Origin of the sequence: Burkholderia sp. HAN2018 (genome assembly GCF_024704855.1) — a bacterium.
GTDB classification, from domain to species: Bacteria; Pseudomonadota; Gammaproteobacteria; order Burkholderiales; family Burkholderiaceae; genus Burkholderia; species Burkholderia cepacia.
The window spans coordinates 51,679-75,172 of record NZ_QOBB01000001.1 but is presented as its reverse complement, the minus strand read 5'-3'; the positions used below and the strand labels follow the sequence as shown (position 1 = coordinate 75,172).

The window sequence follows — 23,494 nt, the reverse complement described above, 5'->3', positions numbered from 1 at the left end:
CGGCGAGGGAGGGCGGCACGCGTGTGCCGCCCTCGCGAGGCTCATGCGTCGATGCGTTCGACCTTGCCGACGAGCAACCCGTATGACAGGCTGCCCGCGAGTGCCATCGCGGCGATGTAGGTGATCGCGCGCGAGAAGTCCGCGCCGTTCACGAGCAGCCCGATCACGATCGGCGTCGCGATCGCGGACAGGTTGCCGATCAGGTTGAACACGCCGCCCGTGAGGCCGATCAGCCGCGCGGGCGCGAGCCCCGACACGAGCGACCACGTGATCGACGCGAAGCCGTTGCCGAAGAACGCGATCGTCATGAACGCGATCACCCAGCCGGTCGACGTGACGTAGTTCGCGCCGATGATGCAGGTCGAGATCAGCAGCCCCGAGATGATCGGCAGCTTGCGCGCGAAGCCCTGTGACGCGCCGCGACGCATCAGCCAGTCCGACAGCACGCCCGAGCACAGCACGCCGACGAACGCGGCGAGGAACGGCAGCGACGCGAGAAAGCCCGACTTGATGAAGTCCATTCCGCGATACCTGACGAGGTAGGTCGGGAACCACGTGAGGAAGAACCACAGCGTCGAGTTCAGCGCGAACTGGCCGAGATAGATGCCCCACAGCTTGCGCCGGCCGAGCACGACGCCGAGGTCGCGCCACGTCGACGGTGCGCGTTCGGTGCGCGCCGCGATGCGGTCTTCGAGATCGACGAGGCCGCCGCCGTCGCGGATCAGCGCGATCTCGGCCGCGTTGACGCCGCGAAACGCGCGCGGCTCGCGATACACCGCATACCAGATCGCGGCCCATGCGATGCCGGCGAGGCCGGTCGCGACGAACACCATGTGCCAGCCCAGATGCACCTGCAGCCACGCGAGCACCGGCGTGAGGAATGCGAGGCCGACGAACTGGCCCGACGTGTAGCCGCCGATCGCGCTCGCGCGCTCGCGGGTCGGGAACCACGTCGTCACCACGCGGTTGTTGATCGGGTAGGCCGGCGCTTCGAGCGCACCCACCGCGAGACGCAGCACGACCAGCCCGACGAACGAACCGGCGAAGCCGAGCAGCAACGTCGCGGCCGACCACAGCGCGAGCGCGCCGGCATACAGTACGCGCGGCGACACCTTGTCGACGAGCCAGCCGCCCGGCACTTGCATCAGCGCGTAGGTCCAGCCGAACGCGGAAAACACGAGGCCCGCGCGCACGGGATCGATGTTCAGTTCCTTGAACAGCGCGGGCGCGGCGATCGACAGGTTGCTGCGGTCGAGATAGTTGATCACGACCGTGATGAACAGCAGCGCGAGGATCAGCAGGCGCTTGCGGCTGGGCGGCGCTGCCTGCGCGGCGGCCGCGCGGGCGGTTGAACCGGATGCGATGCCGGCGTGGGCGGGCAATTGATCCGGCGGGTTCGAGTGGGTGCGTGACGCGGATTGGGCCACGGTTGTCTCCTGTGTTCTGTGCCCGGCCGTCGCCCGCGAGCGGGGCGACCGAATCGAATGGCGTTGGGGCGAACGTTAGAGCCGCGGCGGGAAGCGCGTCAACATTTGGGCAGGTATCCCTATTAATGGGATGTTCTGCGTTCAATATGTGGGAAGGCGTGCCGAATAGGCCGCCGCTTGCATCAGTTGCCCACCGCCTCCTTCGCACTGACCCAGCCCTGCACCGCCCCCGCATGCGGGTTGCGATACCGCACCTTCAGCCACTGGAAATCGGCGCTCGCGTCGATCACCTCCACCGTGTCGCCCGCGACGACATAGCGGCGCGTGGGCGCATCGGTCATCGCATCGTGCAGCGGCAGGCGCGCCGGGCGCACCTTGAACGCGACGGTGCCGCCGCCATAGGCGTCGGGGCGGCGCGCGACGCGCTTGCCTTGCGCGTCGTAGGTCAACAGCATCGACGACGGGCCGTTGTCGGTGTCGAGCAGGTCGCGCAGGTCGTCCGGTATCGCTTCGCTCGACTGGTACAGGTACATCCTGCCGCTGCCGTCGAAGCGATACGCATCGGTGTACCAGATCGGGCCGCCGCGGCACGAGCTGTACAGCGTGCGCTCCTTCGGCTTCGCCTGGACGTTGACCAGCCCGTCGCAATTGCCGTGCGGCATGTCGCTCGCGGGCATCCGCAACGGCTCGAACTGCTGGCGCGCGGCGTCGTACAGGTAGATGCCGTAGCCATCGTTCACCATGCCGAGCGTCGCGTGCATCGCGAGATCGCGGCGGCCGTCGAAGTTGTAGTCGTCCGACGCGAGGTGATAGCGGCCTTCCTCGTCGGCGGCGGTCACGTCGAGCGTCTGCGTCTTGCCGCTCGGCAGGAAGCGCACGGTAATGTGCTCGCTGTCCGCCCGTTCGACGCGGGCCGTGACGGTGTCGTCGACCTTGAACGTGAGCAGCGGTTTGGCCGCCTGCGCGGCGGGCGCGATCGATGCGCAGGCAACGAACAGCATGGAGCCGTGGAGCAGCGAACGGAGTCGTGAAGGGCGCGTCATGGTCGGATCGGGCATGAAGGGCGTGAATGAGGATGGAAGCGGCCGGCCCCGACTTCCGTTTGCCGCCAATGTACCGGCATCCGGCGCTTTCCGCGAGCGGGGCCGGCATGGCCGGACGTTGCCGGGTAGTCGCGATACCGGTACGTTTGCTTGCCTTGTTCGGGGCCGGCGCGATTGCAAGAATGTCCGTTCCATTCCTGCTTGCTGGTGAGGTTGACGATGACGATATTCAAGCCCGGTTTCGCCCTTTGCGTTGCGATGCTCGCTGCCGGTACGGCACGGGCGGGCGATTTCTCGATCGAAAGCGCGGAGCTTGCCGGCGGCGCGTTTGGTCGCGCGCAGGTATCGGACAGCTTCGGCTGCCACGGTCAGAACATTTCGCCCTCCATACGGTGGAGCGGTGTTCCGGAGGGTACGCAAAGCTACCTGCTGACGATGTTCGATGCCGACGCGCCGACGGGCTCCGGCTTCTGGCACTGGGTCGTCGCCGACATACCGGCGTCGGCGCATGGCATCGCGCCCGGTTCGGGCAATGACGTTGCCGGACTGCCGGCGGGTGCCGTCCCGATGAAGAACGACACCGGCCATGTCGGCTATCTGGGCCCGTGCCCGCCGCAGGGCGACACCCATCGCTACGTCATTACGCTGACCGCGCTCAAGGTGGCGAAGCTGCCGGTCGAGCGTGACGCGACGCCCGCGGTCGTCGGTTATACCGCTCACTACCAGGCCCTCGCGAAGGCGACGATGACGGTGCGGTTGAGCCGTTAACTGCGCGTGCTGTCGTCCTGAAACCCGCTCTTCCCCGCGAAGATCTCCTTCAGCGCGGCGCGCAGCGTGACCGGATCGTACTGGCCGGGCGCGAGATGGATCACGTAACGCGCCTGGCCGTCGAGTCGCGCGGCGATGCCGGGTTCGATCTCGATGTCGATCGTGTCGTCCGTCAGCCTCACCGACAGATCCTTGACGCGCCAGGTGATCTGGTCGCGCACCATCACTTCGATCAGCGTGTCGTCCGGAAAACGCGACAGCGCGAAGCAATAGTCCTGCTCGGCGTCGTGACAGTAGATGTTGGCGAAGCTTTCGTCGTCGTCGAGATCGGACGTCGCCGCGCCGACGGTGGCGTGAAGTTCCATGAACGGGTTCCTGCGTAAGGGTGGTAGGGGTTATCGGTTCGAATGAAAGACCGTTCCGATCGCTGCCGCCGCGCCGGGCGTCGCGCCGGTGTCGCACGACGCAGCGGCATCGCGCGCCTTCAGCCACAGCCCGAATTCGCGCATGACCTCGACGACGGGCCGCAGCCGGTCGCCGTCGGCGGTCAGGTCGTACTCGACCCGCACCGGCACTTCCGGATAGACGGTGCGCCGCACGAGCCCGGCGTCTTCGAGTGCGCGCAGGTCGAGCGTCAGCATGCGCTGCGAGATGCCGGGCATGTCGCGGCGCAGGTCGCTGAAGCGTCGCGGCCCGTCGAGCAGATACGACACCAGCAGCAGCCGCCAGCGGCCGCCGAGCAGGCGCATCGCTTCTTCAACGGAACATCCGGTCGCACTCGTTTTCATCGTGCTGAATCCTGGTCGGTAAATTTTTTGTGACTACGGCACAAACGACTGCCGTCTTCCCGGCGATGCGCCGATGCGAGATATTAGCGCCCGCGTCGCGGCGAATCGATACATGGACAACCCACGAAGGAAACGCATGAAGCTCTATCACGCTCCCGGAAGCTGTTCGCAGGCCATCTGCATCGTGCTGCGCGAAGGCGGCATCGACGCGGAGGTCATCAAGGTCGACGCACGCAAGCACGTCATTGAAGACGGGCGCAATTACTACGATGTGACCGAACTCGGCTACGTGCCGCTGCTCGAACTCGACGACGGCACGCTGCTGCGCGAAGGCCCGGTGATCGCGCAGTATCTCGCGGATCTGCGCCCGGACGCCGCGCTCGCGCCTGCGTACGGCACGCTCGCGCGCTACCGGCTGATGGAATGGCTCAATTTTCTCGGCACCGAGATCCACAAGGGGTTCATTCCGCTGCTGTACGCGGTGCAGGCGGGGAAATACGTCGATCCGGCGAGAACGAAGCTCGACAGCCGTTTTGCATGGATCGACCGCCAGCTCGACGGCAAGGCATTCCTGACCGGCGACACGTTCACCGTTGCCGATGCCTACCTGTTTGCGCTGACCGGCTGGGGCAAGGCCGAATGGATGCGGTCGGTGTACAACGCGGATATCGACCTGACCCGGTATGGGCATCTGCGTGCGTGGTACGAGCGGGTGCGTGCGCGGCCGGCGGTGCGCGCCGTGCTGGAGGCCGACGCGTTGGCGCGGTAGCGTGCGATGGGCGCGATGGGCGCGATGGGTGCGATGGGTGCGATGGGTGGGGCTAGGGCGCGTCGTTCCGCCGTATCGATGCGCCGCCACACAGCAAAACCCCGCGCTATAATCGCCCGCATGAAATTCCTCCGGACCGTCATCCTGCTGCTGCTCTGCGCGGTGCTGCCCATCAGCGGGCTGGCAGCCAGCGGCCTGGCCGGGGAATGCCCGATGATGCAGCAGGGCATGTCGATGGACATGGACGCCGGCATGTCCGCCGACATGCCGGGTTGCGATTCGATGCAGTCGTCGTCCACCGGCAAGGCCCACGCGAAAGCGAAGGGCCTGTCCTGCAAGCTGACGGCGCAATGCCAGTTCGGCAGTCTCTATCATCCGGCCGCTCGCGCCGAAGTCAGTCGTCCCGCTGCATTCGCCAGCATCGTTGCCTTCCACTACGCGCAAATCCTCCCGGTCCGCGACCCGAACGGGTTGTGGCGCCCTCCACGCATCAGCTGATCCCGATCCGATAGGTTCGCCGCATTCGCGGTGAGGTTCGTCCTGTGCGCAGGACGTGGAATCCCCATGGGGTTCCGCCGTTGGGGTTAAACCATGTCATTCCATCCCGGCACGCCGCTTGCGCGGCGTGCGCGCCGGCGCGCGCCCGTGCTTTGGGCGGCGCTGCTGGTTGCGGGCGCGGCTCACGCGCAGCAACCGCCTTTTACGCTGGACGCCGCGCTGCAGTCCGCCACCGATCATTCCGCGTCGATGCAGGCCGCCCAGGCTTCGGTGCGCGCCAGCTCGGAGGCGGCCGTGAAGGCCGGCCAGCTGCCCGACCCGATGCTCAAGGCCGGCATCGACAACCTGCCGGTCAATGGCGGCCAGCGCTTCACCGTCGGCCAGGACTTCATGACGATGCGCCGCATCGGCATCGAGCAGGAGTGGGTGTCCGGCGACAAGCGGCGCCTGCGTTCGGCACTGGCCAACGAGCAGGTCGGACGCGAGCGCGCCGGCTATCTCGCGCAGCTCGCGAGCGTACGCCAGCAAACCGCAACGGCGTGGCTGAACGCGGTCTACGCGAAGCAGGCGCTTGCGTTGCAGCAGGCATTGCTCGATCACATGAACCATGAACTCGACGCGACGAAGGCGTCGTATCGCGGCGCGAAGGCGAGTGCGGCCGATGTCGTCCAGGCGCGAGCCATGCTCGCGCAGACGCAGGATCAATGGCTGAAAGCGCGGCAGGTCTACCAGACCGCGCTCATCGCGTTGTCGCGCTGGACCGCCGTGCCGGCGTCGGACGTCACGGGCACGCCGCCCGCGCCGGAATCGTTCGTGTCGTCGTTGCCGCCGGACGAACTGCGCGTATCGCAGCCGGCGTTGATCACGGCCGCCGACGATATCGCCGTCGCCGAAGCCGACACCGCCGTCGCGAACAGCGAACGCCGCCCGAACTGGACGTGGGAAGTCGCGTACCAGCAGCGCGGCGGCGCGTATTCGAACATGGTGTCCGTCGGCGTCACGATTCCGTTGCCGCTCAATCGCAGGAACCGCCAGAACCGTGATGTCGCCGAGAAGGCCGAACTGGCGACGAAAGCGCGCCTGATGTACGAGGACACGCTGCGCCAGGTGCAGGCCGATATCCGCACGCAGTCCGAAACGCTCGCGAGCGGCCGCGAACGCATCGCGAACCTGAGTACGTCGCTGTTGCCCGCCGCCGACCAGCGCGTGCAGCTGGCCGATGCCGCCTACCGGGCGGGCACGGGTTCACTCGCCGACACGTTCGCCGCGCGGCGCGCGCAACTCGACGCGCAGTTGCAGATGCTCGATCTCAGGCGCGACGTGTCGCAGACCTGGGCGCAGCTCGAATATCAGGTCGTGCCGTCGACGATGGCCGCCGCGCAGTGAAGGAGAACCTCATGAAGAAGCCATCCCTGGCGCGCGCGGTGCTGTTGACGTTTGCCGCCGCGGCGCTGCTCGGTGCCGGTTACGTCGCAGGCATGCGCCATGCGGCGGGCGGCGCATCGGCCGCATCGGCCGTAGCGCCCGGCGCCGCACCTGCCGGCAAGACCGATCCGAACACGGGCCGCAAGGTGCTGTACTGGCACGACCCGATGGTGCCGAACCAGCATTTCGACAAACCGGGCAAGTCGCCATTCATGGACATGCAGTTGCAGCCCGTCTATGCGGACGAGGGCGGCGGCGCGTCCGGTATCCGGATCGATCCGGGCCTGCAGCAGAATCTCGGCATCCGTTATGCGACCGTGCGCCGTCAGCAGACGGCGGCCGGATTCGATGCGGTGGGCACCACGCAGTTCGACGAATCGCGCGCGGAGGTCGTCCAGTCGCGCGTCACCGGCTACATCGATCGCCTGTATGCACGCGCACCGATGCAGCGTATCGCGAAGGGCGCGCCGGTGGCGTCGCTGTTCGTGCCCGACTGGCTCGCGCCGCAGGAGGAATACCTCGCACTCAAGCGCGGCGGGATGGACGGCAGCCTGCTCGATGCATCGCGCGCGCGGATGCGGGCGCTGTCGATTCCCGACGGCATGATCGCGAGCCTCGATCGCACCGGCCGCGCGCAGACGCACGTCGTGCTGACCGCGCCGGAAACCGGCGTCGTCAGCGAGCTGAACGTGCGGGACGGCGCGATGGTCGCGCCCGGACAGACGCTGGCGAAGATTGCGGGGCTGTCGACGCTGTGGCTCATCGTCGAGGTGCCGGAAGCGCTCGCGCTGAACGTGCAGCCGGGGATGCCGGTCGATGCGACGTTCGCGGGTGACCCGGCGCGGCGTTTCACCGGACGCATCCGCGAAGTGCTGCCCGGCATCAGCACGAGCAGCCGCACGCTGCAGGCGCGCGTGGAGATCGACAACGCCGCGCTGAAGCTCACGCCCGGCATGCTGATGCGCGTGCGGGTCGCCGGGAAGGCGAGCGTGTCGCGCCTGCTCGTGCCGTCCGAAGCGGTGATCGCGACCGGCAAGCGCTCGATCGTCATCGTGAAGAACGGCGACGGCCGGCTCCAGCCGGTGCAGGTGACGACCGGCAACGACATCGGCGGCGACACGGAAGTGCTCGGCGGGTTGAACGAAGGCGATACGGTCGTTGCATCGGGGCAGTTCCTGATCGATTCGGAGGCGAGCCTGAAGAGCGTGCTGCCGCGGCTGCGGAGCGATACCGGCGCAAGCGGGGCGGCGGTGACTGCCGAGCCGGCGCCGAAAGCAGCGGCACCGATCTACGAAACCACCGGCAAGGTCGAACAGGTCACGGCCGACGACATCACGTTCTCGCATCAGCCCGTGCCGGCGCTCGGCTGGGGCGCGATGACGATGACGTTCGGCAAGCCGTCGGCCGCCGCGTTTCCTGGCGTGAAGCCGGGCCAGACGGTGCGTTTCGCGTTCACGCAGACCGACGACGGCTATCGCCTGACGAAGGTCGAACCGCAGGGAGGCGAACGATGATCGCGCGCATCATTCGCTGGTCGGTCCACAACCGCTTCCTCGTGCTGCTCGCCACCGTGCTGATCGCCGCATGGGGCGTCTACTCCGTCGGGCAGACGCCGCTCGACGCGTTACCCGATCTGTCGGACACGCAGGTGATCGTCAAGGCGTCGTATCCGGGCAAGGCGCCGCAGATCGTCGAGGACCAGGTGACCTATCCGTTGACGACCACGCTGCTCGGCGTGCCCGGTGCGAAAACCGTCCGCGCGTACTCGTCGTTCGGCGACGCGTTCGTCTACGTGCTGTTCGACGACCGCACCGATCCGTACTGGGCGCGCTCGCGCGTGCTCGAATACCTGAGCCAGGTGCAGAGCCGGCTGCCGGCCGGCGCGACCGTGTCGCTCGGGCCGGATGCGACCGGCGTCGGCTGGGTGTACGAGTACGCGCTCGTCGATCGCACCGGCCGTCACGATCCCGGGCAACTGCGCGCGCTCAACGACTGGTTCCTGAAGTTCGAGCTGAAGGCCGTGCCGGACGTCTCGGAAGTCGCGAGCATCGGCGGCATGGTGCAGCAGTACCAGGTCGTGCTCGATCCGGACAGGCTGCGCGCGTACGGCATCACGCAGGCGGAAATCGCGACTGCGCTCGGCAACGCGAACCAGGCGTCCGGCGGCTCGGTCGTCGAGCTGGCCGAGTCGGAGTACATGGTGCGCTCGACCGGCTACCTGCGCACGCTCGACGATTTCCGGCACGTGGTGCTGCGCACGAACGACGCCGGCACGCCCGTGCTGCTCGGCGACGTCGCGCGCATCCAGGTCGGCCCCGCGATGCGGCGCGGGATCGCGGAGCTGAACGGGCAGGGCGAGGTGACGGGGGGCGTCGTCGTGATGCGCTCGGGCAAGAACGCGCTCACGACGATCGACGCGGTGAAGGCGAAGCTGGCCGACCTGAAGCGTTCGCTGCCGCCCGGCGTCGAGATCGTCACGACCTACGACCGCTCGCAACTGATCGAGCGCGCGGTGGGCAACCTGAAGGACAAGCTGATCGAGGAATTCGTCATCGTCGGCATCGTCTGCGCGGTGTTCCTGTTCCATCTGCGCAGCGCGTTCGTCGCGATCCTGTCGCTGCCGCTCGGCGTGCTGGCCGCGTTCATCGTGATGCGCTACCAGGGCGTCAACGCGAACCTGATGTCGCTCGGCGGGATCGCGATCGCGATCGGCGCGATGATCGACGCGGCGATCGTGATGATCGAGAACGCGCACAAGCATCTCGAGGCGTACGACCACGCGCATCCCGGCGAACCGGTCACGGCCGCGCGACGATGGGAACTCGTCGCGACGTCGGCCGCGGAGGTCGGGCCCGCGCTGTTCTTCTCGCTGCTGATCATCACGCTGTCGTTCATCCCGGTGTTTTCGCTGGAAGGGCAGGAAGGCAAGCTGTTCGCGCCGCTGGCGTTCACGAAGACCTACACGATCGCCGCCGCCGCCGGGCTGTCGGTGACGCTGGTGCCGGTGCTGATGGGCTATCTCGTGCGCGGCCGCATTCCGCACGAGCACGCGAACCCGATCAACCGCGTGCTGATCCGCGTGTACCGGCCGCTGCTCGAAGCGACGCTCCGGCGGCCGTGGGTCGCGATCGGCGTCGCGGTCGTCGCGCTCGGACTGACGGCCGTACCGTTGTCGCGGCTCGGCGGCGAATTCATGCCGCCGCTCGACGAAGGCGACCTGCTGTACATGCCGACCGCGCTGCCCGGCATCTCGGCCGACAAGGCGAGCGAGCTGCTGCAGCAGACCGACCGGCTGATCAAGACCGTGCCCGAGGTCGACACGGTGTTCGGCAAGTCGGGCCGCGCCGATACCGCGACCGATCCCGCGCCGCTCGAGATGTTCGAAACGACGATCCGGTTCAAGCCGCGCAGCGCATGGCGGCCCGGCATGACGCCGGAGAAGCTTGTCGACGAACTCGACCGGACGGTGAAGGTGCCGGGCCTGTCGAACGTGTGGGTGCCGCCGATCCGCAACCGGCTCGACATGCTGTCCACCGGCATCAAGACGCCGGTCGGCGTGAAGATTTCCGGGCCGGACCTGGCCGGGATCGACGCGATCGCGAAGCAGGTCGAGGCCGCGGTGAAGCGCGTGCCGGGCGTGACGTCCGCGCTTGCGGAACGGCTGAACGGCGGCCGCTATATCGACGTCGATATCGACCGGCTTGCCGCCGCGCGCTACGGATTGTCGGTGGCCGACATCCAGTCGGTCGTGTCGTCGGCAGTCGGCGGCGACGATGTCGGCGAAGTGATTGCGGGGCGCGAGCGCTTTCCGATCAACCTCCGCTACCCGCGCGAGATCCGCGATTCGGTCGAGAACCTGCGACAACTGCCGGTCGTTACCGCGCGCGGCGCGCAGATCCGCCTCGGCGACGTCGCGCGCATCGCGATCGCCGACGGGCCGCCGATGATCCGCAGCGAGAACGCGCGACTGTCCGGCTACGTGTACGTCGACATTCGCGGCACCGATCTGCGGAGCGCCGTGCGCGCGATGCAGCAGGCCGTCGCGCAACAGGTCGCGTTGCCGCCCGGCTATTCGATCGCGTGGTCGGGGCAGTTCGAGTATCTCGAACGCGCGGCGGCCAGGCTGCGCACCGTCGTGCCGGTCACGCTCGTGGTGATCTTCGTGCTGCTGTTTCTCACGTTCGGCTCGGCGGCCGATGCGCTGCTGCTGATGTCGACGGTGCCGTTCGCGCTGGTCGGCGGCTTCTGGCTCGTGTGGGCGCTCGGCCATGCGGTGTCCGTCGCGACGTCGGTGGGTTTCATCGCGCTCGCGGGCGTGGCCGCCGAATTCGGCGTCGTGATGCTGCTGTACCTGAAGAGCGCGCTGCAGCGCCGGCTCGATGCCGGCGAACCGCTGACCGACGCGCTGCTGCTCGACGCGATCCGCGAAGGCGCGGTGCTGCGCGTGCGGCCGAAGGCGATGACGGTCGCCGTCGTGCTCGCCGGCCTCGTGCCGATCATGGTCGGGCACGGCGCCGGTTCCGAAGTGATGCAGCGCATCGCCGCGCCGATGGTCGGCGGCATGGTCACGGCGCCGCTGCTGTCGATGTTCGTCATTCCCGCCGCCTGGCTCCTGCTTCAGCGCCGTCATGCGCGAAGCACGGGCCGCGTGCGGCATTCCGATGCAGTACCTCACGGCACGAACGTGCCATCCATCCCAACCGGAGAATCACGATGAAGAAGTGGATCACAGTCACCACCACCGCAGCCGTTCTCGCGACCGGCGCTTTCACCGCGCCGGCCTTCGCCGCCGGCGACATGGCCGGCATGGACATGCCGGGCATGAAGATGTCGTCGGGCAGTGCGGCCGAGTCGAACGCCGCGCTGACCGATGCCGAAGTGAAGAAGGTCGATGCCGCGAGCGGCCGGATCACGCTGAAGCACGGCGCGCTCGACAACGTCGGGATGCCCCCGATGACGATGGCGTTCAAGGCGAAGGACGCGGCGATGCTCGAGCACGCGCATGCGGGCGACAAGGTCAAGGTGCGGATCGAGAAGGTCGACGGCACGCTGACGATCGTCAAGCTCGTGAAGGCGTCCTGACCTGACGGCGCGCCGGTGCCTCGCCGATCCGTGAACCGGGGCGGCGGCCGCACCGGCGCCGCGCATGTCGGGCCGGATGCGGCTCGCGCGGCGGCGTTCGACGATGCGCGGCGTTGGGGGCAGCCCGGCTATGCCGTTCGGCAGGGGCTCGGCATCTTTATTTCAACAATTCTTGAAATATGGAAATGAAGGCGTTATCCTTCGCGCCATGGACTCCAATCTCGTCGTGCGCGCCCTGGGCGCGCTTGCTCATGAAGCGCGCCTGGCCATCTTTCGCGCGCTGGTCGTCGCCGGGCCGCAAGGGCTGCCGGCCGGTGCGATCGCCCAGCAGATCGGGCTGTCGCCATCGAGCCTGTCGTTTCATCTGAAGGATTTGTCGCATGCGGAGCTGGTCACCGCGCGTCAGGACGGCCGGTTCATCTATTACGCGGCGAACTTCGAATCGATGAGCGGCCTCATCGGGTTCCTGACCGAAAACTGCTGCGCCGGCGCTGCGTGCGGCGTGCCGGCGGCGCCGGCCTGCTGCGGGGATCGCACATGAGCGGCTCGAACGCGGCACCGTCGCAAGCCGCGGCGGCCAGGCCCGCCATCGGATCTTTCGAGCGCTACCTGACCGTCTGGGTGGCGCTGTGCATCGTGCTCGGCATCGCGCTGGGGCTGGCACTGCCGGGGCTCTTTCAGCGCATCGGCCGCCTGGAATACGCTCAGGTCAACCTGCCCGTCGGGTTGTTGATCTGGGTGATGATCGTGCCGATGCTCGTCAAGGTCGACTTCGGCGCGTTGCATGAGGTTCGCCAGCACGTGCGGGGGATCGGCGTCACGCTCGTCGTGAACTGGCTCGTCAAGCCGTTTTCGATGGCCTTGCTCGGCTGGCTGTTCATCCGGCAGCTGTTCGCGCCGATGCTGCCGGCCGACCAGATCGACAGTTATATCGCCGGCCTGATCCTGCTGGCCGCCGCGCCTTGCACGGCGATGGTGTTCGTGTGGAGCCGGCTGACCGGCGGCGATCCGCTGTTCACGCTGTCGCAGGTCGCGCTGAACGACAGCATCATGGTGATCGCTTTCGCGCCGCTGGTCGGCCTGCTGCTGGGGATGTCCGCCATCACGGTGCCATGGGCGACGCTGCTCACGTCGGTCGTGCTCTATATCGTCATCCCGGTGATCCTCGCGCAAGCGTGGCGCAGGCTGTTGCTCGCCAGGGGGCAGGCGGCGTTCGACCGCGCGATGGCGAAGATCGGCCCCTGGTCCATCGCCGCGCTGCTGGCCACGCTGGTGCTGCTGTTCGCGTTCCAGGGCGAGGCGATCCTGAAGCAGCCGCTGGTGATCGCGCTCCTCGCGGTGCCGATCCTGATCCAGGTGTTCTTCAACGCAGCGCTCGCCTATGGGCTCAATCGCGTCGTCGGCGAGAAACACAGCATCGCGTGCCCGTCGGCGCTGATCGGCGCGTCCAACTTTTTCGAGCTGGCCGTGGCGGCTGCCATCAGCCTCTTCGGCTTCCACTCGGGCGCGGCGCTCGCGACCGTCGTCGGCGTGCTCATCGAGGTGCCGGTCATGCTGCTCGTCGTGCGCGTCGTCAACCGTTCGAAGGGCTGGTACGAGCGCGCGTGAAACCATTCAGGATTCCGGAAATGACCGACATCACGATCTATCACAACCCCGATTGCGGCACGTCGCGCAATACGCTGGCGATGATACGCAACAGCGGCGTCGAACCGCGTGTCGTGCTGTACCTCGACACGCCGCCGGGGCAAGAAGAGTTGCTCGCGCTAATTGCGGCGATGGGTATCCCCGTTCGCGACGTGCTGCGTCGCAAGGGCACACCGTATGACGCGCTCGATCTCGACAATCCGAAATGGAGCGACGACGATCTGATCGGCTTCATGGTCGCGCATCCGCTCCTGATCAATCGCCCGATCGTCGTTACCCCGCTCGGCACGCGGCTGTGCCGCCCGTCCGAACAGGTGCTCGACATCCTGCCCGATCCGCAGAACGGGCCGTTTGCGAAGGAAGACGGCGAAATCGTGATCGATGCGGAGGGCAAGCGTGTCTGACCGCCTGAACGATCTGCCGCAACTCGACGCCGCGCTGTTTCGCGTGCCGGACGCGAGCCTGCTGCAACCCGTGCGCCCGTCGACGCATCCGCCACGCATCGTGCTGCTCTACGGTTCGTTGCGTGCGCGTTCGTTCAGCCGGCTGCTGGTCGAGGAGGCGGCGCGGCTGCTGACGGCCATGGGCGCCGATGTCCGGATCTTCAATCCGTCCGGCTTGCCGTTGCCCGACGATGCACCCGAGCATCACCCGAAGGTGGCGGAGTTGCGCGAGCTCGTGCAATGGTCGGAGGGCATGGTGTGGTGTTCCCCCGAGCGGCACGGCGCGATGACCGGCGTGATGAAAGCGCAGATCGACTGGATTCCGCTGTCGGTCGGCGCGGTACGGCCGACGCAGGGCAAGACGCTGGCGGTCATGCAGGTCAGCGGCGGATCGCAATCGTTCAACGCGGTCAACCAGATGCGGGTGCTCGGGCGCTGGATGCGCATGCTGACCATTCCGAACCAGTCGTCCGTCGCGAAGGCGTTCATGGAGTTCGGCGACGACGACAGGATGAAGCCGTCCGCGTATTTCGACCGGGTCGTCGACGTCATGGAGGAACTGGTCAAGTTCACGCTGCTCACGCGCGACGTCGGCGCGTACCTGACGGACCGGTACAGCGAGCGCAAGGAAAGCGCCGAACAGCTGTCGCAGCGTGTGAACCAGGCGCGCATCTGAACCGCTCGCGGGCACGCGGCGCGGCGGTGCATCGTTCGCACCGGGGCAGCGTGCCCGTACCGGGTGAGCCGGGTTACCGGGCCAGTGTCAGGAACAGATAGGCTGCGTAACCCGCGCCGTTCACCAGCAACGCCCAGATCGCGAGCCCGCGCGTGCGCGCATTGACGCGCAGCCATGCGGCCGCCACGAGCGTGACGATCACGCCGGTCAGCACTTCGAGGCGCGGCTCCCACGGCGTCAGCATGATGCCGATCGCCGGCAGCAGCGTGCCCTGGAACACCATCGCGCCGGTGATGTTGCCGAACGCGAGCGTGTCCTTCCCGCGGCGGATCCACAGCACGCTGTTGACCTTCTCGGGCAGCTCCGTCGCGATCGGCACGACGATCAGCGACAGCAGCAGGGCCGATACGCCGAGCACGCGCGACACGCCTTCCACGCCGTGAATGAAACCCTTCGCCCCGCCGACCAGCAGCGCGACGCCGATGAGCAGCTGCAGCGCGATGGTCGCAAGATTGGTCGACACGCCCAGGCGCGACAGGAACATCTTGTGCGGCGCCTCGGTGCCATGCCCGGCATCGACGAGCTGGTTCGACGCACGGAACGTCATCACGACATACATCACGTAGATCCCGACCAGCATCGCGGCGAGCAGCGCGCGCACGGCGCTGTTGTGATGCGGGACGAACATCGCGGCGGTGGCCAGCGAGAACGCGGCGAGAAAGTAGTTCAGGTCGCGCACGAAACCCGTCCGTTCGGGCGCGATCGTGCCGCGCGGCCCGCGCGAGCGGATCACCGCGAGCGTCATCAGGAACGTGGTGAGCGTGGCGAGCATCAGCGGCGCGCCGAGAATCGCGCCGACACCGATCTCCTCGTTCACGGCCGGGTTCGCCGTGCCGCCGGCGAGCGCGAGCAGCGGCACCATCGTTTCGGGCAGCGCGGTGCCGACGGCGGCGAACAGCGAGCCGGTGACGCCTTCGGAAATCTTCAGGCGTTCGCCGAGATGTTCGAGCGCATTGGTGAAGACCTCGGCGGCGACGAGGATGACGATCAGCATGACCGCCAGTTCGACGAACATGAACGTCATGCGGCACCTCCGCAGGCATGCGTGCGGACGGGGACGGCGGCGAAACGCGGGGAGAGGGCGGCGGGGAACATGGGGACTCCGTGGTCGGACGTTGACGAACCATGGCACATCCGCCGACGTCCGACCAGGAACGACGCGATGTGCCGATGGTCTCGCCAGGCCGATCAGGCTGAACGCGCCACGGCCGCAGGCCGAGTGTGTTGACGCGTTCGCTTTCCGGAGACGGAAAGCAGGCTACTCCCCAAAGACGAAGGGCAGTCTAGCCGAGCGGGTTGCTTTCGACAAGCCTTCATCTCGAAAAAATATACCCCTCTCTCCTATACGGGAACCCTTCCGGATATATACTCCCCCTCCCTATTCAGGAGCCCGTCGTCGATGAGCCATACCGTTCGTGAAAAACAGAAGCTGCTGAACCGCGTGCGCCGGATCAAGGGCCAGGTCGAGGCCATCGAGCGCGCGCTCGGGGAGGAGCGCGGCTGCAACGAGGTCCTGCAATTGATCACGAGTTGTCGCGGCGCGATGAACGGGCTGCTGGCCGTCGTGCTGGAAGACCACATTCGCGAGCATCTGGTCGATGCGCACGAACCTGACGCACACGAAGGCAGCGCGACCGAGCAGCTGATCGACGTGGTGCACAGCTATTTCAAGTAATCGAGGCAGGACATGAACGCTTTCCGGGATGACGCGTTCGGCGCGGGGCACGACCATATCTTCCTCGGTGCGGCGCACGAGCAGAACGAACGCAGGACGTGGATGGTCATCGGCCTGTGCTCGGCAATGATGGTGGCCGAGATCGTCGGCGGCACGCTGTTCGGGTCGCTCGCGCTCGTCGCCGACGGGTTGCACATGTCGACGCACGCGGGCGCGATGCTGATCGCCGCGCTGGCCTATACCTATGCGCGCAAGCATGCCGACGATCCGCGCTTCGTGTTCGGCACTGGCAAGCTGGGCGATCTGGCCGGGTTCACGAGCGCGATCGTGCTCGCGATGATCGCGATCCTGATCGGCTACGAGGCGGTTGCGCGTCTGCTGGCGCCCGTACCCATTCATTTCGGCGAAGCGATTCCGATTGCCGTGCTGGGGCTCGCGGTGAACCTCGCCAGCGTGTGGCTGCTGAGCGGCGGCCATCACCACGGGCATGGGCATGGTCATCATCATGGGCACGACCACGACCATGATCACGACGATGACCATCATGCGCATCACGGTCACGGTTCGCACACGGCAGCCCATCGCGACCACAACATCCGGTCGGCCTACGTTCACGTGATCGCCGACGCGGCCGTGTCGGTGCTGGCCATCGTCGGCCTGCTGCTCGCACGTGCATTCGGCTGGGTCTGGATGGACCCCGTCGCGGGCATTGTCGGCGCGCTCGTGATCGCGAACTGGTCGTACGGGCTGATGCGCGATACCGGCGGCATCCTGCTCGACGTCAACGTGGATCGCAAACTGGCGGCGCGCATACGTGATGCGATCGAGGCGCTGGGCGACACGGTCAACGATCTTCACGTGTGGCGTGTCGGCCCGGGCCACATGAGTGCGATCGTGTCGGTCGAGACCGTCGAGACGGTGCGCGACGCGCGTTTCTACCACGCGCTGATCGAGGGTTTCGACGGCGTGTCGCACGTGACCGTCGAAGTGATGACGCCTGCGAAGGCGGCCTGACCGTGGCCGTGAAATCACCCTGTATCGAACTGTGCGCGTTCGACGGCCGGACGGGCTTTTGTGTCGGCTGCCTGCGCACGCGCGACGAGGCGCGTGACTGGAAGAAGCTGACCGACCATCGCCGGCACCAGATACTGAACGACCGCAATCGCCGCCAGGCGAAAATCCGGCGCGAACCGGGGGAGTGAAGGGGCGTCGTCGTGCTTCGCCTGGTGTCGCGCCGGCCGTCATGCCGACGCGACACGCGCGGGAAACGCCTTACCCCTCGAAGCCGCGCGGAAAATGCAGCGCAAACGTCGTGCGCCCGTCACGGCTTGCGACCTCGACCTTGCCGCGATGCAGCTCCATGATCGATTTCACGATCGCGAGCCCGAGGCCCGCGTTGCGCGCCGCGCCGTGCCGTGACGAATCGATGCGGTAGAAGCGCTCGAAGATCCGTTCGACCTGTTCGGGCGGAATCGCGGCGCCGCGATTGGTGACTTCGACGACCGCATACGCGCCTTGCGCGGACACCGCCAACTCGATCGTCGACCCGGCTTGCGCGTGTTCGAGCGCGTTCGACGCGAGATTGCTGACGGCGCGCCGGAACAGCGTCGCATCGGCGGCGACGGTCGCTTCGCCTCGAACGTCGATGCTTACGCCGGCTTCATCGGCAAGCGCCTGGAAATACGACGCGAGCCGGCGCAACTCGCCGCCCGCGTCAAGTTCGGCGGTCTTCAGATGCTGACGCGCATTGTCGGTGCGCGCGAGAAACAGCATGTTCTCGATCATCCGCTGCAGCCGTTCGCATTCCTCGATGTTCGAATCGATCAGCGCTTCGTATTCCTCGGTCGTGCGCGCGCGCGACAGCGTGACCTGCGACGAACTGATCACGTTGGCGAGCGGCGTGCGCATGTCGTGCGCGAGATCGGACGAGAACTGGGAGAGCCGCACGAACGCGCGTTCGAGGCGATCGAGCATCCGGTTGACCGACGTCGCGAGCTCACGCAGCTCGACCGGGCCGCCCCGCGCGTCGAGCCGCGCGTTCAGGTTGTGCGCCTCGATGCGTGACGTCTGCCGGCCGAGGCTCTCGACCGGGCGCAGGCCGCGCGACGCGACCGCGTAACCGAGCGCGCCGACCAGCAGCGCGCCCGCGGCCGCCGCGAGCCAGATGTCGACGCGATAGCTTTCGAGCAACGACTGGCGATCGGTCGCCGTGCGTGCAAGCGCGACCTGGATCGCATCGCCGGACGGCAGCGTGGCGCGCGCATACACGCAGCGCGACGTGCCGATGCCGGGCGGCGCGCACGTGAACGGCGTGCCCGCTGCGCCGGCCGGATGGGGCGCGGCGATCACCGACGCCAGCGTGTGGCCGGCTTCGTCGGAATGCTCGACGAGCGCGCGGTTCCGCGCGTCGTAGATGCCGAGATAGACGCCCGGATGCGACAGCAGGACTTCATGAAACACGGCCGGATCGGCGCGCAGCGCGGCAGCCGAGCCGCTCGCGTGCGCAAGCTGCAGGAACTGGTTGAGCTTGCCGGAGATCTCGATGTCGTCGCGCCGCGTCAGCTCGGCGGACAGCGAGCGATACAGGTACGCGCCGGTCAGCGCGAACACGAGCGCGGCGACGACGGCGAACGCCAGCGTCAGGCGCCGCAGCAGCGAATACGAGGCCGGGCTGCTGCGCGTCACGAACGATCCTCGAGCACGTAGCCCATCCCGCGAATCGTGTGGATCAGCTTCTTCTCATGGGCGTTGTCGATCTTCGCGCGCAGGCGCTTGATCGCGGCATCGACGACGTTCGTGTCGCTGTCGAAATTCATGTCCCAGATCTGCGACGTGATGAAGGTGCGCGTCAGCACTTCGCCTTCGCGTTCGGCGAGCAACTGCAGCAGCGCGAATTCCTGCGCGGTCAGGTCGATGCGGGTGTCGGCGCGCCGCACGCGGCGGCGGATCAGGTCGACTTCGAGATCGGCGACATGCAGGATGTCGCGCACGTTGCGCGGCGCGCGTCGCAGCAGCGAGCGGATGCGCGCGAGAAACTCGGCATACGCGAACGGCTTGAGCAGGTAGTCGTCGGCACCCAGCTCGAGCCCGGCGACCTTGTCCTCGATCGCCTCGCGCGCCGTGAGCAGCAGCACCGGCGTCTGCTTCTGCGCGCGCAGGCGCCGGAGCACCTCGAAGCCATCCATTTCCGGCAGCATCACGTCGAGCACGACGAGATCGAAATCCTCGTGCAGCGCAAGGAACAGCCCGTCCTTGCCGGTTTCCGCGATGTCGACCGTGTAACTCGCCTCCATCAGCCCTTTCCGGAGGTACGACGCCATCTTGGGTTCGTCTTCGACTATCAGTATCCGCATGGTGAGGCAGGCTGTCCGTGATTCCAGCCGGTCAGTGTAACGCGTGAGCATAGGGCGCCGAGCGTGCGCGGAGAATGACCGCCGGATGACGGAATTGTCATGAAGCGCTTGCGGCGCGTCGCCCGCGTTTCATGAAAATCCGGTCATGTTTCGGCCATGTCGTCGTCACCGCGACGGCGATAAGCTGCGGCCGTCTTGTCCCCCGGCACGCGCTGTCACGGCGCCGCGCCGGCCCAACCGGTCGTTGCCTGCCTGATTCCGCATCCATGTCGTACTGGCGCAAATTCCTCCTCGTCGTGCTGCTGGCGCTGAGCCTGCCGATCCAGTCGTTCGCGACTGTTTCGATGCAGTGCGAACGCGTTGCCGTCGCGCCGATGGAAGCGGCGTCGCACACGATGCCGGCCGCGCAGGACGGCCATCACGACGCCGACAGCCACGCCCGGCATGCGCCGGCGTGTTCCGCGTGCGTGTCCTGCTGCGTCGGCGTCGGCATGTCGGGCGCGCCCGCCGTCCCCGCCGCGGCCGGCGTTCGCGCGGCGATCGTCTCGCCACCGCCCGCGGCCGGGGTCGTGTCGTTCCTGACCGGCGGCATCGACAGGCCGCCGCGCCGGCTTCTCGTCTAGACCCCGCCCGCGGCCCAGACCGGCCGTGCTCCGCAATCCGCTCCGGCGGCGGCATCCCGTCCGCCGGACGACTCACGACGAGACCCATTCATGCGATTGATTACTGCGGCGCTGCTTGGCGCGGCGGCCATCGTGCCGTCGCTCGCGCCTGCGCAAACCCCGCTGCCCGATCCGGCGGACGCCGCCGCGGCGGTGCCGGACGTCACCGTGACGTCCGCATTCGACGGCTACCGGCCGTATCGGGACGACGAAGGCCCGGGCTGGAAACAGCTGAACCGCGACGTGACGGAACGGCCCGCGAAGGGGCGCACGACCGGTCGTGCGGCTGGCGGCGCTACCCGTTCGATGCACGAGGAGGCCGCGCGATGACGATGCTGTCGATCTCGCCGAGGATCGGCGCGGCCGCGGCCGTGCTGGCCTTCCTCGCCGGCTGCACGACGTTTTCGAAGGACGGCGGTTTCGATGCGGTGTCGTCCGTCGCGTCGGAGCGCATCGGCAAGGACGCGGTCGTGGTCAGGACCGACGCCGACCGTGAAGCCGTCGACACGCGCACGAAGGAACTGCTCGCCAAGCCGCTGTCGATCGACGATGCGGTGCAGGTCGCGCTGCTGAACAACCGCGGCCTGCAGGCGTCGTACGCGGAACTGGGGCTGTCGGAGGCCGATCTCGTCCAGGCCGGCCGGCTGCCGAACCCGCGTTTCGCGTTCAGCCGCACGCGCGCGGGCGACGGCGAGCTGACCCTCGGCCGCACGTTCTCGGCGAACGTGTTCGCGCTGCTGACCCTGCCGCTCGCGACGAACATCGAACGCCGCCGCTTCGAGCAGACCAAGCTCGAAACCGCCGACGCGATGCTGAAGGTGGCCGCCGACGCGCGCCGCGCGTATGTCGAGGCCGTCGCGGCCGAACAGGCCGCGAACTATGCAGGGCAGGTGCGCGATGCCGCGAGTGCGGCCGCCGAACTGGCGCAGCGCATGCGGCAGGCCGGCAACTTCAGCCGGCTCGATTACGCGCGGGAGCAGGCGTTCCACGCCGATGCGGTCGCGCAGCACGCGAAGGCGCGCCAGCAGGCCGTGGCCGCACGCGAGAAGCTCACGCGCGCGATGGGGCTGTGGGGCGAACGCACGCAATACGCGCTGCCCGAGCGCTTGCCCGACCTGCCGAAAGCGCGGCCGAACCTGCCCGATCTCGAACGCTTCGCGATGCGCAACCGCCTCGACATCCAGGCCGCGAAGCTGCAGACGCAGGGTGTCGCGTCGTCGCTCGGACTGAGCAAGGCCACGCGCTTCGTCAATGCGGTGGATCTCGGCTACGTGAACGACTACGAGACCGGCAAGGGGCACGAGCACGGCTTCGAGATCAGCGTCGAGATTCCGCTGTTCGACTGGGGCGGCGCGAAGGTCGCGCGGGCGGAGGCCGTCTACATGCAGTCGGCGAACCGGCTCGCGAAAACGGCCATCGACGCGCGTTCCGAAGTGCGCGAGTCGTATGCGGCCTACATGACGAGCTACGACGTCGCCACCCACTATCGCGACGAAGTCGTGCCGCTGCGCAAGACGATCTCGGACGAGCTGCTGCTGCGCTACAACGGGATGCTCGCGAGCGTGTTCGAGTTGCTGGCCGATGCACGCGAACAGGTCGGCGCGGTGAACGGCTACATCGATGCGCTGAAGGACTACTGGCTCGCCGAAACCGATCTGCAGATGGCCGTCGGGGGGCGGCTGCCGACGCCGGGCGACGTGCCGCATGCAACGCCATCTGCCCGGCCGGAATCCGCTTCCAACGCCGACGCTGCGCCGCAGCCGGCTTCCACCTCCGCGGCGCCACCGGCGCCCGCGACGCAAACGCATCCGGAAGGTCATTGACATGGTGTCCCGTCGACAATTTCTCAGCCACTCGGGCGCCGCGCTGCTCGGTTCGGCGATGGTCAGCAAGGCCGGCGCCGCGTCGTTGCCGGAAGCGCCCACGATGGCGAAAACCGGCACGCAGCCGCCGCTCGTGCCGCCGAACGGCCGGCCGTACACGCCCGTCGCGACGCTGAACGGCTGGACGCTGCCGTGGCGGATGAAGAACGGCTGGAAGGAGTTCCACCTGACGGCCGAGCCCGTCGTGCGCGAGATGGCGCCCGGCATGAACGCGAACCTGTGGGGCTACAACGGCCAGTCGCCCGGGCCGACGATCGAGGCCGTCGAAGGCGACAAGGTGCGTATCTTCGTGACCAACCGGCTGCCCGAGCACACGACGATTCACTGGCACGGGCTGCGGCTGCCGAACGGGATGGACGGCGTCGGCGGCCTCACGCAGCCGCATATCCCGCCCGGCAAGACCTTCGTCTACGAGTTCCAGCTCGAGGCGCACGGTACGTTCATGTATCACCCGCACGCCGACGAGATGGTGCAGATGGCGATGGGGATGATGGGCATGTTCATCGTGCACCCGAAGGATCGCGGCACGATGCCGGTCGATCGCGACTTCGTGTTCCTGCTCGCCGCGTACGACATCGACCCGGGCAGCTACACGCCGCGCGTGAACGAGATGACGGACTTCAACATGTGGACGTTCAATTCGCGCGTGTTCCCGGGCATCGATCCGCTGCCGGTGCGCGCGGGCGACCGCGTGCGGATTCGTTTCGGCAACCTGACGATGACGAACCATCCGATCCACCTGCACGGCTACAGCTTCGAAGTCGCGGGCACCGACGGCGGCTGGATTCCGCCGGCGGCGCGCTGGCCGGAAGTGACGGCCGATGTCGCGGTGGGCCAGATGCGCGCGATCGAGTTCACCGCCGATCGCCCGGGCGACTGGGCGTTCCACTGCCACAAGTCGCATCACACGATGAATGCGATGGGCCACCAGGTGCCGAATTTGATCGGCGTGCCGCAGAAGGATCTCGCGCAGCGCATCGGCAAGCTCGTGCCCGACTACATGGCGATGGGCAGCACGGGCGGCGCGATGGGCGGCATGGAGATGCCGCTGCCCGACAACACGCTGCCGATGATGACGGGCACGGGCCCGTTCGGGCCGCTGGAGATGGGCGGCATGTTCACGGTCTGCAAGGTGCGGCAGGGCCTCGGCCGCAACGACTATCGCGATCCGGGCTGGTTCAGGCATCCGAAGGGCACCGTCGCGTACGAGTACACCGGCGAACTGCCGGACGGTTGAGCAGCAGCATGCGGCGGCCGTACCGATGCGGCCGCCGGTTTCCATTCACTCACACGGG

General features: G+C 67.5%; 25 protein-coding genes and 1 riboswitch. Of the genes, 18 read left to right on the top strand and 7 right to left on the bottom strand.

Features of this window, described 5'->3' with window-relative positions; genetic code table 11:
* Positions 1 to 41 precede the first annotated feature (41 nt).
* Both DPV74_RS00380 and DPV74_RS00375 read right to left on the bottom strand, forming a co-directional pair.
* On the bottom strand, positions 42 to 1,427 hold the full coding sequence (locus tag DPV74_RS00380; RefSeq protein WP_119336290.1) for an MFS transporter: 1,386 nt from the start codon (positions 1,425 to 1,427) through the stop codon (positions 42 to 44).
* 182 nt (positions 1,428 to 1,609) lie between these two features.
* The gene (locus DPV74_RS00375; protein WP_119336315.1) at positions 1,610 to 2,470 is read right to left on the bottom strand and encodes an SH3 domain-containing protein; all 861 of its coding nucleotides are present in this window, start codon (positions 2,468 to 2,470) and stop codon (positions 1,610 to 1,612) included.
* Positions 2,471 to 2,689: 219 nt separating this feature from the next.
* On the opposite strand from DPV74_RS00375, the gene DPV74_RS00370 reads away from it, so the two are divergent.
* A complete protein-coding gene (locus DPV74_RS00370; protein ID WP_226182310.1) occupies positions 2,690 to 3,238 on the top strand; it encodes a YbhB/YbcL family Raf kinase inhibitor-like protein in 549 nt (182 codons plus the stop codon).
* Here the strand turns inward: DPV74_RS00370 and DPV74_RS00365 are convergent.
* Together DPV74_RS00365 and DPV74_RS00360 are read right to left on the bottom strand one after the other, a co-directional pair.
* On the bottom strand, positions 3,235 to 3,603 hold the full coding sequence (locus tag DPV74_RS00365) for a hypothetical protein (RefSeq protein ID WP_119336289.1): 369 nt from the start codon (positions 3,601 to 3,603) through the stop codon (positions 3,235 to 3,237). The two genes, DPV74_RS00370 and DPV74_RS00365, sit on opposite strands and share 4 nt — an antisense overlap.
* A gap of 30 nt (positions 3,604 to 3,633) precedes the next feature.
* Positions 3,634 to 4,026: a helix-turn-helix domain-containing protein gene (locus tag DPV74_RS00360; RefSeq protein WP_060358723.1), complete on the bottom strand. Its 393-nt coding sequence runs from the start codon at positions 4,024 to 4,026 to the stop codon at positions 3,634 to 3,636.
* A gap of 136 nt (positions 4,027 to 4,162) precedes the next feature.
* Between DPV74_RS00360 and gstA the strand changes: the two genes are divergently transcribed.
* The 10 genes from gstA to arsH all read left to right on the top strand — a co-directional run bounded on the left by gstA (position 4,163) and on the right by arsH (position 14,566).
* Entirely contained in the window at positions 4,163 to 4,795 is a 633-nt protein-coding gene (gstA, locus tag DPV74_RS00355) for a glutathione transferase GstA (RefSeq protein ID WP_059692722.1), read from the top strand.
* Positions 4,796 to 4,915: 120 nt separating this feature from the next.
* Positions 4,916 to 5,293 (top strand): hypothetical protein, encoded by a 378-nt coding sequence (locus DPV74_RS00350; protein ID WP_059692723.1) that lies wholly within the window; start codon positions 4,916 to 4,918, stop codon positions 5,291 to 5,293.
* A gap of 93 nt (positions 5,294 to 5,386) precedes the next feature.
* Entirely contained in the window at positions 5,387 to 6,679 is a 1,293-nt protein-coding gene (locus DPV74_RS00345) for a TolC family protein (RefSeq protein ID WP_059692725.1), read from the top strand.
* An 11-nt stretch (positions 6,680 to 6,690) separates the two neighbouring features.
* On the top strand, positions 6,691 to 8,232 hold the full coding sequence (locus DPV74_RS00340; RefSeq protein WP_119336314.1) for an efflux RND transporter periplasmic adaptor subunit: 1,542 nt from the start codon (positions 6,691 to 6,693) through the stop codon (positions 8,230 to 8,232).
* The gene (locus DPV74_RS00335; RefSeq protein WP_119336288.1) at positions 8,229 to 11,435 is read left to right on the top strand and encodes an efflux RND transporter permease subunit; all 3,207 of its coding nucleotides are present in this window, start codon (positions 8,229 to 8,231) and stop codon (positions 11,433 to 11,435) included. Before DPV74_RS00340 ends, DPV74_RS00335 begins: the two co-directional genes overlap by 4 nt.
* Complete coding sequence (locus tag DPV74_RS00330; RefSeq protein ID WP_027789841.1) at positions 11,432 to 11,800, top strand: copper-binding protein; 369 nt, start codon at positions 11,432 to 11,434, stop codon at positions 11,798 to 11,800. Before DPV74_RS00335 ends, DPV74_RS00330 begins: the two co-directional genes overlap by 4 nt.
* A 208-nt stretch (positions 11,801 to 12,008) precedes the next feature.
* The gene (locus DPV74_RS00325; protein WP_042975389.1) at positions 12,009 to 12,341 is read left to right on the top strand and encodes a helix-turn-helix transcriptional regulator; all 333 of its coding nucleotides are present in this window, start codon (positions 12,009 to 12,011) and stop codon (positions 12,339 to 12,341) included.
* Entirely contained in the window at positions 12,338 to 13,408 is a 1,071-nt protein-coding gene (gene arsB / locus DPV74_RS00320) for an ACR3 family arsenite efflux transporter (RefSeq protein WP_059692948.1), read from the top strand. The genes DPV74_RS00325 and arsB overlap by 4 nt, the downstream gene beginning before the upstream one ends.
* Positions 13,409 to 13,428: 20 nt before the next feature.
* Positions 13,429 to 13,851, top strand: a complete 423-nt coding sequence (arsC, locus tag DPV74_RS00315; RefSeq protein ID WP_119336287.1) for an arsenate reductase (glutaredoxin) — start codon at positions 13,429 to 13,431, stop codon at positions 13,849 to 13,851.
* A complete protein-coding gene (arsH, locus tag DPV74_RS00310) occupies positions 13,829 to 14,566 on the top strand; it encodes an arsenical resistance protein ArsH (RefSeq protein WP_119336286.1) in 738 nt (245 codons plus the stop codon). The genes arsC and arsH overlap by 23 nt, the downstream gene beginning before the upstream one ends.
* A 73-nt stretch (positions 14,567 to 14,639) precedes the next feature.
* Here arsH and DPV74_RS00305 read toward each other — a convergent pair whose 3' ends face one another.
* Positions 14,640 to 15,650 carry a sodium:calcium antiporter gene (locus DPV74_RS00305; RefSeq protein ID WP_119336285.1) on the bottom strand — a complete coding sequence of 337 codons (1,011 nt, stop codon included), beginning with the start codon at positions 15,648 to 15,650 and terminating at the stop codon, positions 14,640 to 14,642.
* A 120-nt stretch (positions 15,651 to 15,770) separates the two neighbouring features.
* A riboswitch (yybP-ykoY riboswitch) is annotated at positions 15,771 to 15,905 on the bottom strand.
* Positions 15,906 to 16,025: 120 nt separating this feature from the next.
* Between DPV74_RS00305 and DPV74_RS00300 the strand changes: the two genes are divergently transcribed.
* The 3 genes from DPV74_RS00300 to DPV74_RS00290 are packed head-to-tail and all read left to right on the top strand — an operon-like array spanning position 16,026 to position 17,503.
* Positions 16,026 to 16,301, top strand: coding sequence for a metal/formaldehyde-sensitive transcriptional repressor (locus DPV74_RS00300; protein WP_021159994.1), 276 nt, complete (start codon positions 16,026 to 16,028; stop codon positions 16,299 to 16,301).
* A 12-nt stretch (positions 16,302 to 16,313) separates the two neighbouring features.
* A complete protein-coding gene (gene dmeF / locus DPV74_RS00295; protein ID WP_119336284.1) occupies positions 16,314 to 17,315 on the top strand; it encodes a CDF family Co(II)/Ni(II) efflux transporter DmeF in 1,002 nt (333 codons plus the stop codon).
* Between the two features lie 2 nt (positions 17,316 to 17,317).
* Positions 17,318 to 17,503 carry a DUF1289 domain-containing protein gene (locus DPV74_RS00290; protein WP_021159996.1) on the top strand — a complete coding sequence of 62 codons (186 nt, stop codon included), beginning with the start codon at positions 17,318 to 17,320 and terminating at the stop codon, positions 17,501 to 17,503.
* A 70-nt stretch (positions 17,504 to 17,573) separates the two neighbouring features.
* Here DPV74_RS00290 and DPV74_RS00285 read toward each other — a convergent pair whose 3' ends face one another.
* Both DPV74_RS00285 and DPV74_RS00280 read right to left on the bottom strand, forming a co-directional pair.
* Positions 17,574 to 18,986, bottom strand: a complete 1,413-nt coding sequence (locus DPV74_RS00285) for a heavy metal sensor histidine kinase (protein ID WP_119336283.1) — start codon at positions 18,984 to 18,986, stop codon at positions 17,574 to 17,576.
* Positions 18,983 to 19,654, bottom strand: a complete 672-nt coding sequence (locus DPV74_RS00280; protein ID WP_027789830.1) for a heavy metal response regulator transcription factor — start codon at positions 19,652 to 19,654, stop codon at positions 18,983 to 18,985. The genes DPV74_RS00285 and DPV74_RS00280 overlap by 4 nt, the downstream gene beginning before the upstream one ends.
* 266 nt (positions 19,655 to 19,920) lie before the next feature.
* Here DPV74_RS00280 and DPV74_RS00275 point away from each other — a divergent pair, with 266 nt between their 5' ends.
* The 4 genes from DPV74_RS00275 to DPV74_RS00260 all read left to right on the top strand — a co-directional run bounded on the left by DPV74_RS00275 (position 19,921) and on the right by DPV74_RS00260 (position 23,436).
* Positions 19,921 to 20,277, top strand: coding sequence for a hypothetical protein (locus DPV74_RS00275; RefSeq protein ID WP_119336282.1), 357 nt, complete (start codon positions 19,921 to 19,923; stop codon positions 20,275 to 20,277).
* Positions 20,278 to 20,367: 90 nt separating this feature from the next.
* The gene (locus tag DPV74_RS00270; RefSeq protein WP_059688620.1) at positions 20,368 to 20,646 is read left to right on the top strand and encodes a hypothetical protein; all 279 of its coding nucleotides are present in this window, start codon (positions 20,368 to 20,370) and stop codon (positions 20,644 to 20,646) included.
* Entirely contained in the window at positions 20,643 to 22,139 is a 1,497-nt protein-coding gene (locus DPV74_RS00265) for a TolC family protein (protein WP_119336281.1), read from the top strand. Before DPV74_RS00270 ends, DPV74_RS00265 begins: the two co-directional genes overlap by 4 nt.
* A gap of 1 nt (position 22,140) precedes the next feature.
* Entirely contained in the window at positions 22,141 to 23,436 is a 1,296-nt protein-coding gene (locus DPV74_RS00260) for a multicopper oxidase family protein (protein WP_027789826.1), read from the top strand.
* Positions 23,437 to 23,494 lie beyond the last annotated feature (58 nt).

Excerpts from the sequence above, each read along its gene's own strand:
- DPV74_RS00260 (WP_027789826.1), top strand. The coding sequence starts at position 22,141 with ATGGTGTCCCGTCGACAATTTCTCAGCCACTCGGGCGCCGCGCTGCTC.
- DPV74_RS00305 (WP_119336285.1), bottom strand. The coding sequence starts at position 15,650 with ATGACGTTCATGTTCGTCGAACTGGCGGTCATGCTGATCGTCATCCTC.
- DPV74_RS00300 (WP_021159994.1), top strand. The coding sequence starts at position 16,026 with ATGAGCCATACCGTTCGTGAAAAACAGAAGCTGCTGAACCGCGTGCGC.
- DPV74_RS00345 (WP_059692725.1), top strand. The coding sequence starts at position 5,387 with ATGTCATTCCATCCCGGCACGCCGCTTGCGCGGCGTGCGCGCCGGCGC.
- DPV74_RS00265 (WP_119336281.1), top strand. The coding sequence starts at position 20,643 with ATGACGATGCTGTCGATCTCGCCGAGGATCGGCGCGGCCGCGGCCGTG.
- arsB (WP_059692948.1), top strand. The coding sequence starts at position 12,338 with ATGAGCGGCTCGAACGCGGCACCGTCGCAAGCCGCGGCGGCCAGGCCC.
- DPV74_RS00270 (WP_059688620.1), top strand. The coding sequence starts at position 20,368 with ATGCGATTGATTACTGCGGCGCTGCTTGGCGCGGCGGCCATCGTGCCG.
- DPV74_RS00350 (WP_059692723.1), top strand. The coding sequence starts at position 4,916 with ATGAAATTCCTCCGGACCGTCATCCTGCTGCTGCTCTGCGCGGTGCTG.
- dmeF (WP_119336284.1), top strand. The coding sequence starts at position 16,314 with ATGAACGCTTTCCGGGATGACGCGTTCGGCGCGGGGCACGACCATATC.
- DPV74_RS00365 (WP_119336289.1), bottom strand. The coding sequence starts at position 3,603 with ATGGAACTTCACGCCACCGTCGGCGCGGCGACGTCCGATCTCGACGAC.
- DPV74_RS00325 (WP_042975389.1), top strand. The coding sequence starts at position 12,009 with ATGGACTCCAATCTCGTCGTGCGCGCCCTGGGCGCGCTTGCTCATGAA.
- gstA (WP_059692722.1), top strand. The coding sequence starts at position 4,163 with ATGAAGCTCTATCACGCTCCCGGAAGCTGTTCGCAGGCCATCTGCATC.
- DPV74_RS00275 (WP_119336282.1), top strand. The coding sequence starts at position 19,921 with ATGTCGTACTGGCGCAAATTCCTCCTCGTCGTGCTGCTGGCGCTGAGC.
- DPV74_RS00370 (WP_226182310.1), top strand. The coding sequence starts at position 2,690 with ATGACGATATTCAAGCCCGGTTTCGCCCTTTGCGTTGCGATGCTCGCT.
- DPV74_RS00340 (WP_119336314.1), top strand. The coding sequence starts at position 6,691 with ATGAAGAAGCCATCCCTGGCGCGCGCGGTGCTGTTGACGTTTGCCGCC.
- DPV74_RS00360 (WP_060358723.1), bottom strand. The coding sequence starts at position 4,026 with ATGAAAACGAGTGCGACCGGATGTTCCGTTGAAGAAGCGATGCGCCTG.
- DPV74_RS00330 (WP_027789841.1), top strand. The coding sequence starts at position 11,432 with ATGAAGAAGTGGATCACAGTCACCACCACCGCAGCCGTTCTCGCGACC.
- DPV74_RS00375 (WP_119336315.1), bottom strand. The coding sequence starts at position 2,470 with ATGACGCGCCCTTCACGACTCCGTTCGCTGCTCCACGGCTCCATGCTG.
- DPV74_RS00280 (WP_027789830.1), bottom strand. The coding sequence starts at position 19,654 with ATGCGGATACTGATAGTCGAAGACGAACCCAAGATGGCGTCGTACCTC.
- arsH (WP_119336286.1), top strand. The coding sequence starts at position 13,829 with ATGCGGAGGGCAAGCGTGTCTGACCGCCTGAACGATCTGCCGCAACTC.
- DPV74_RS00335 (WP_119336288.1), top strand. The coding sequence starts at position 8,229 with ATGATCGCGCGCATCATTCGCTGGTCGGTCCACAACCGCTTCCTCGTG.
- arsC (WP_119336287.1), top strand. The coding sequence starts at position 13,429 with ATGACCGACATCACGATCTATCACAACCCCGATTGCGGCACGTCGCGC.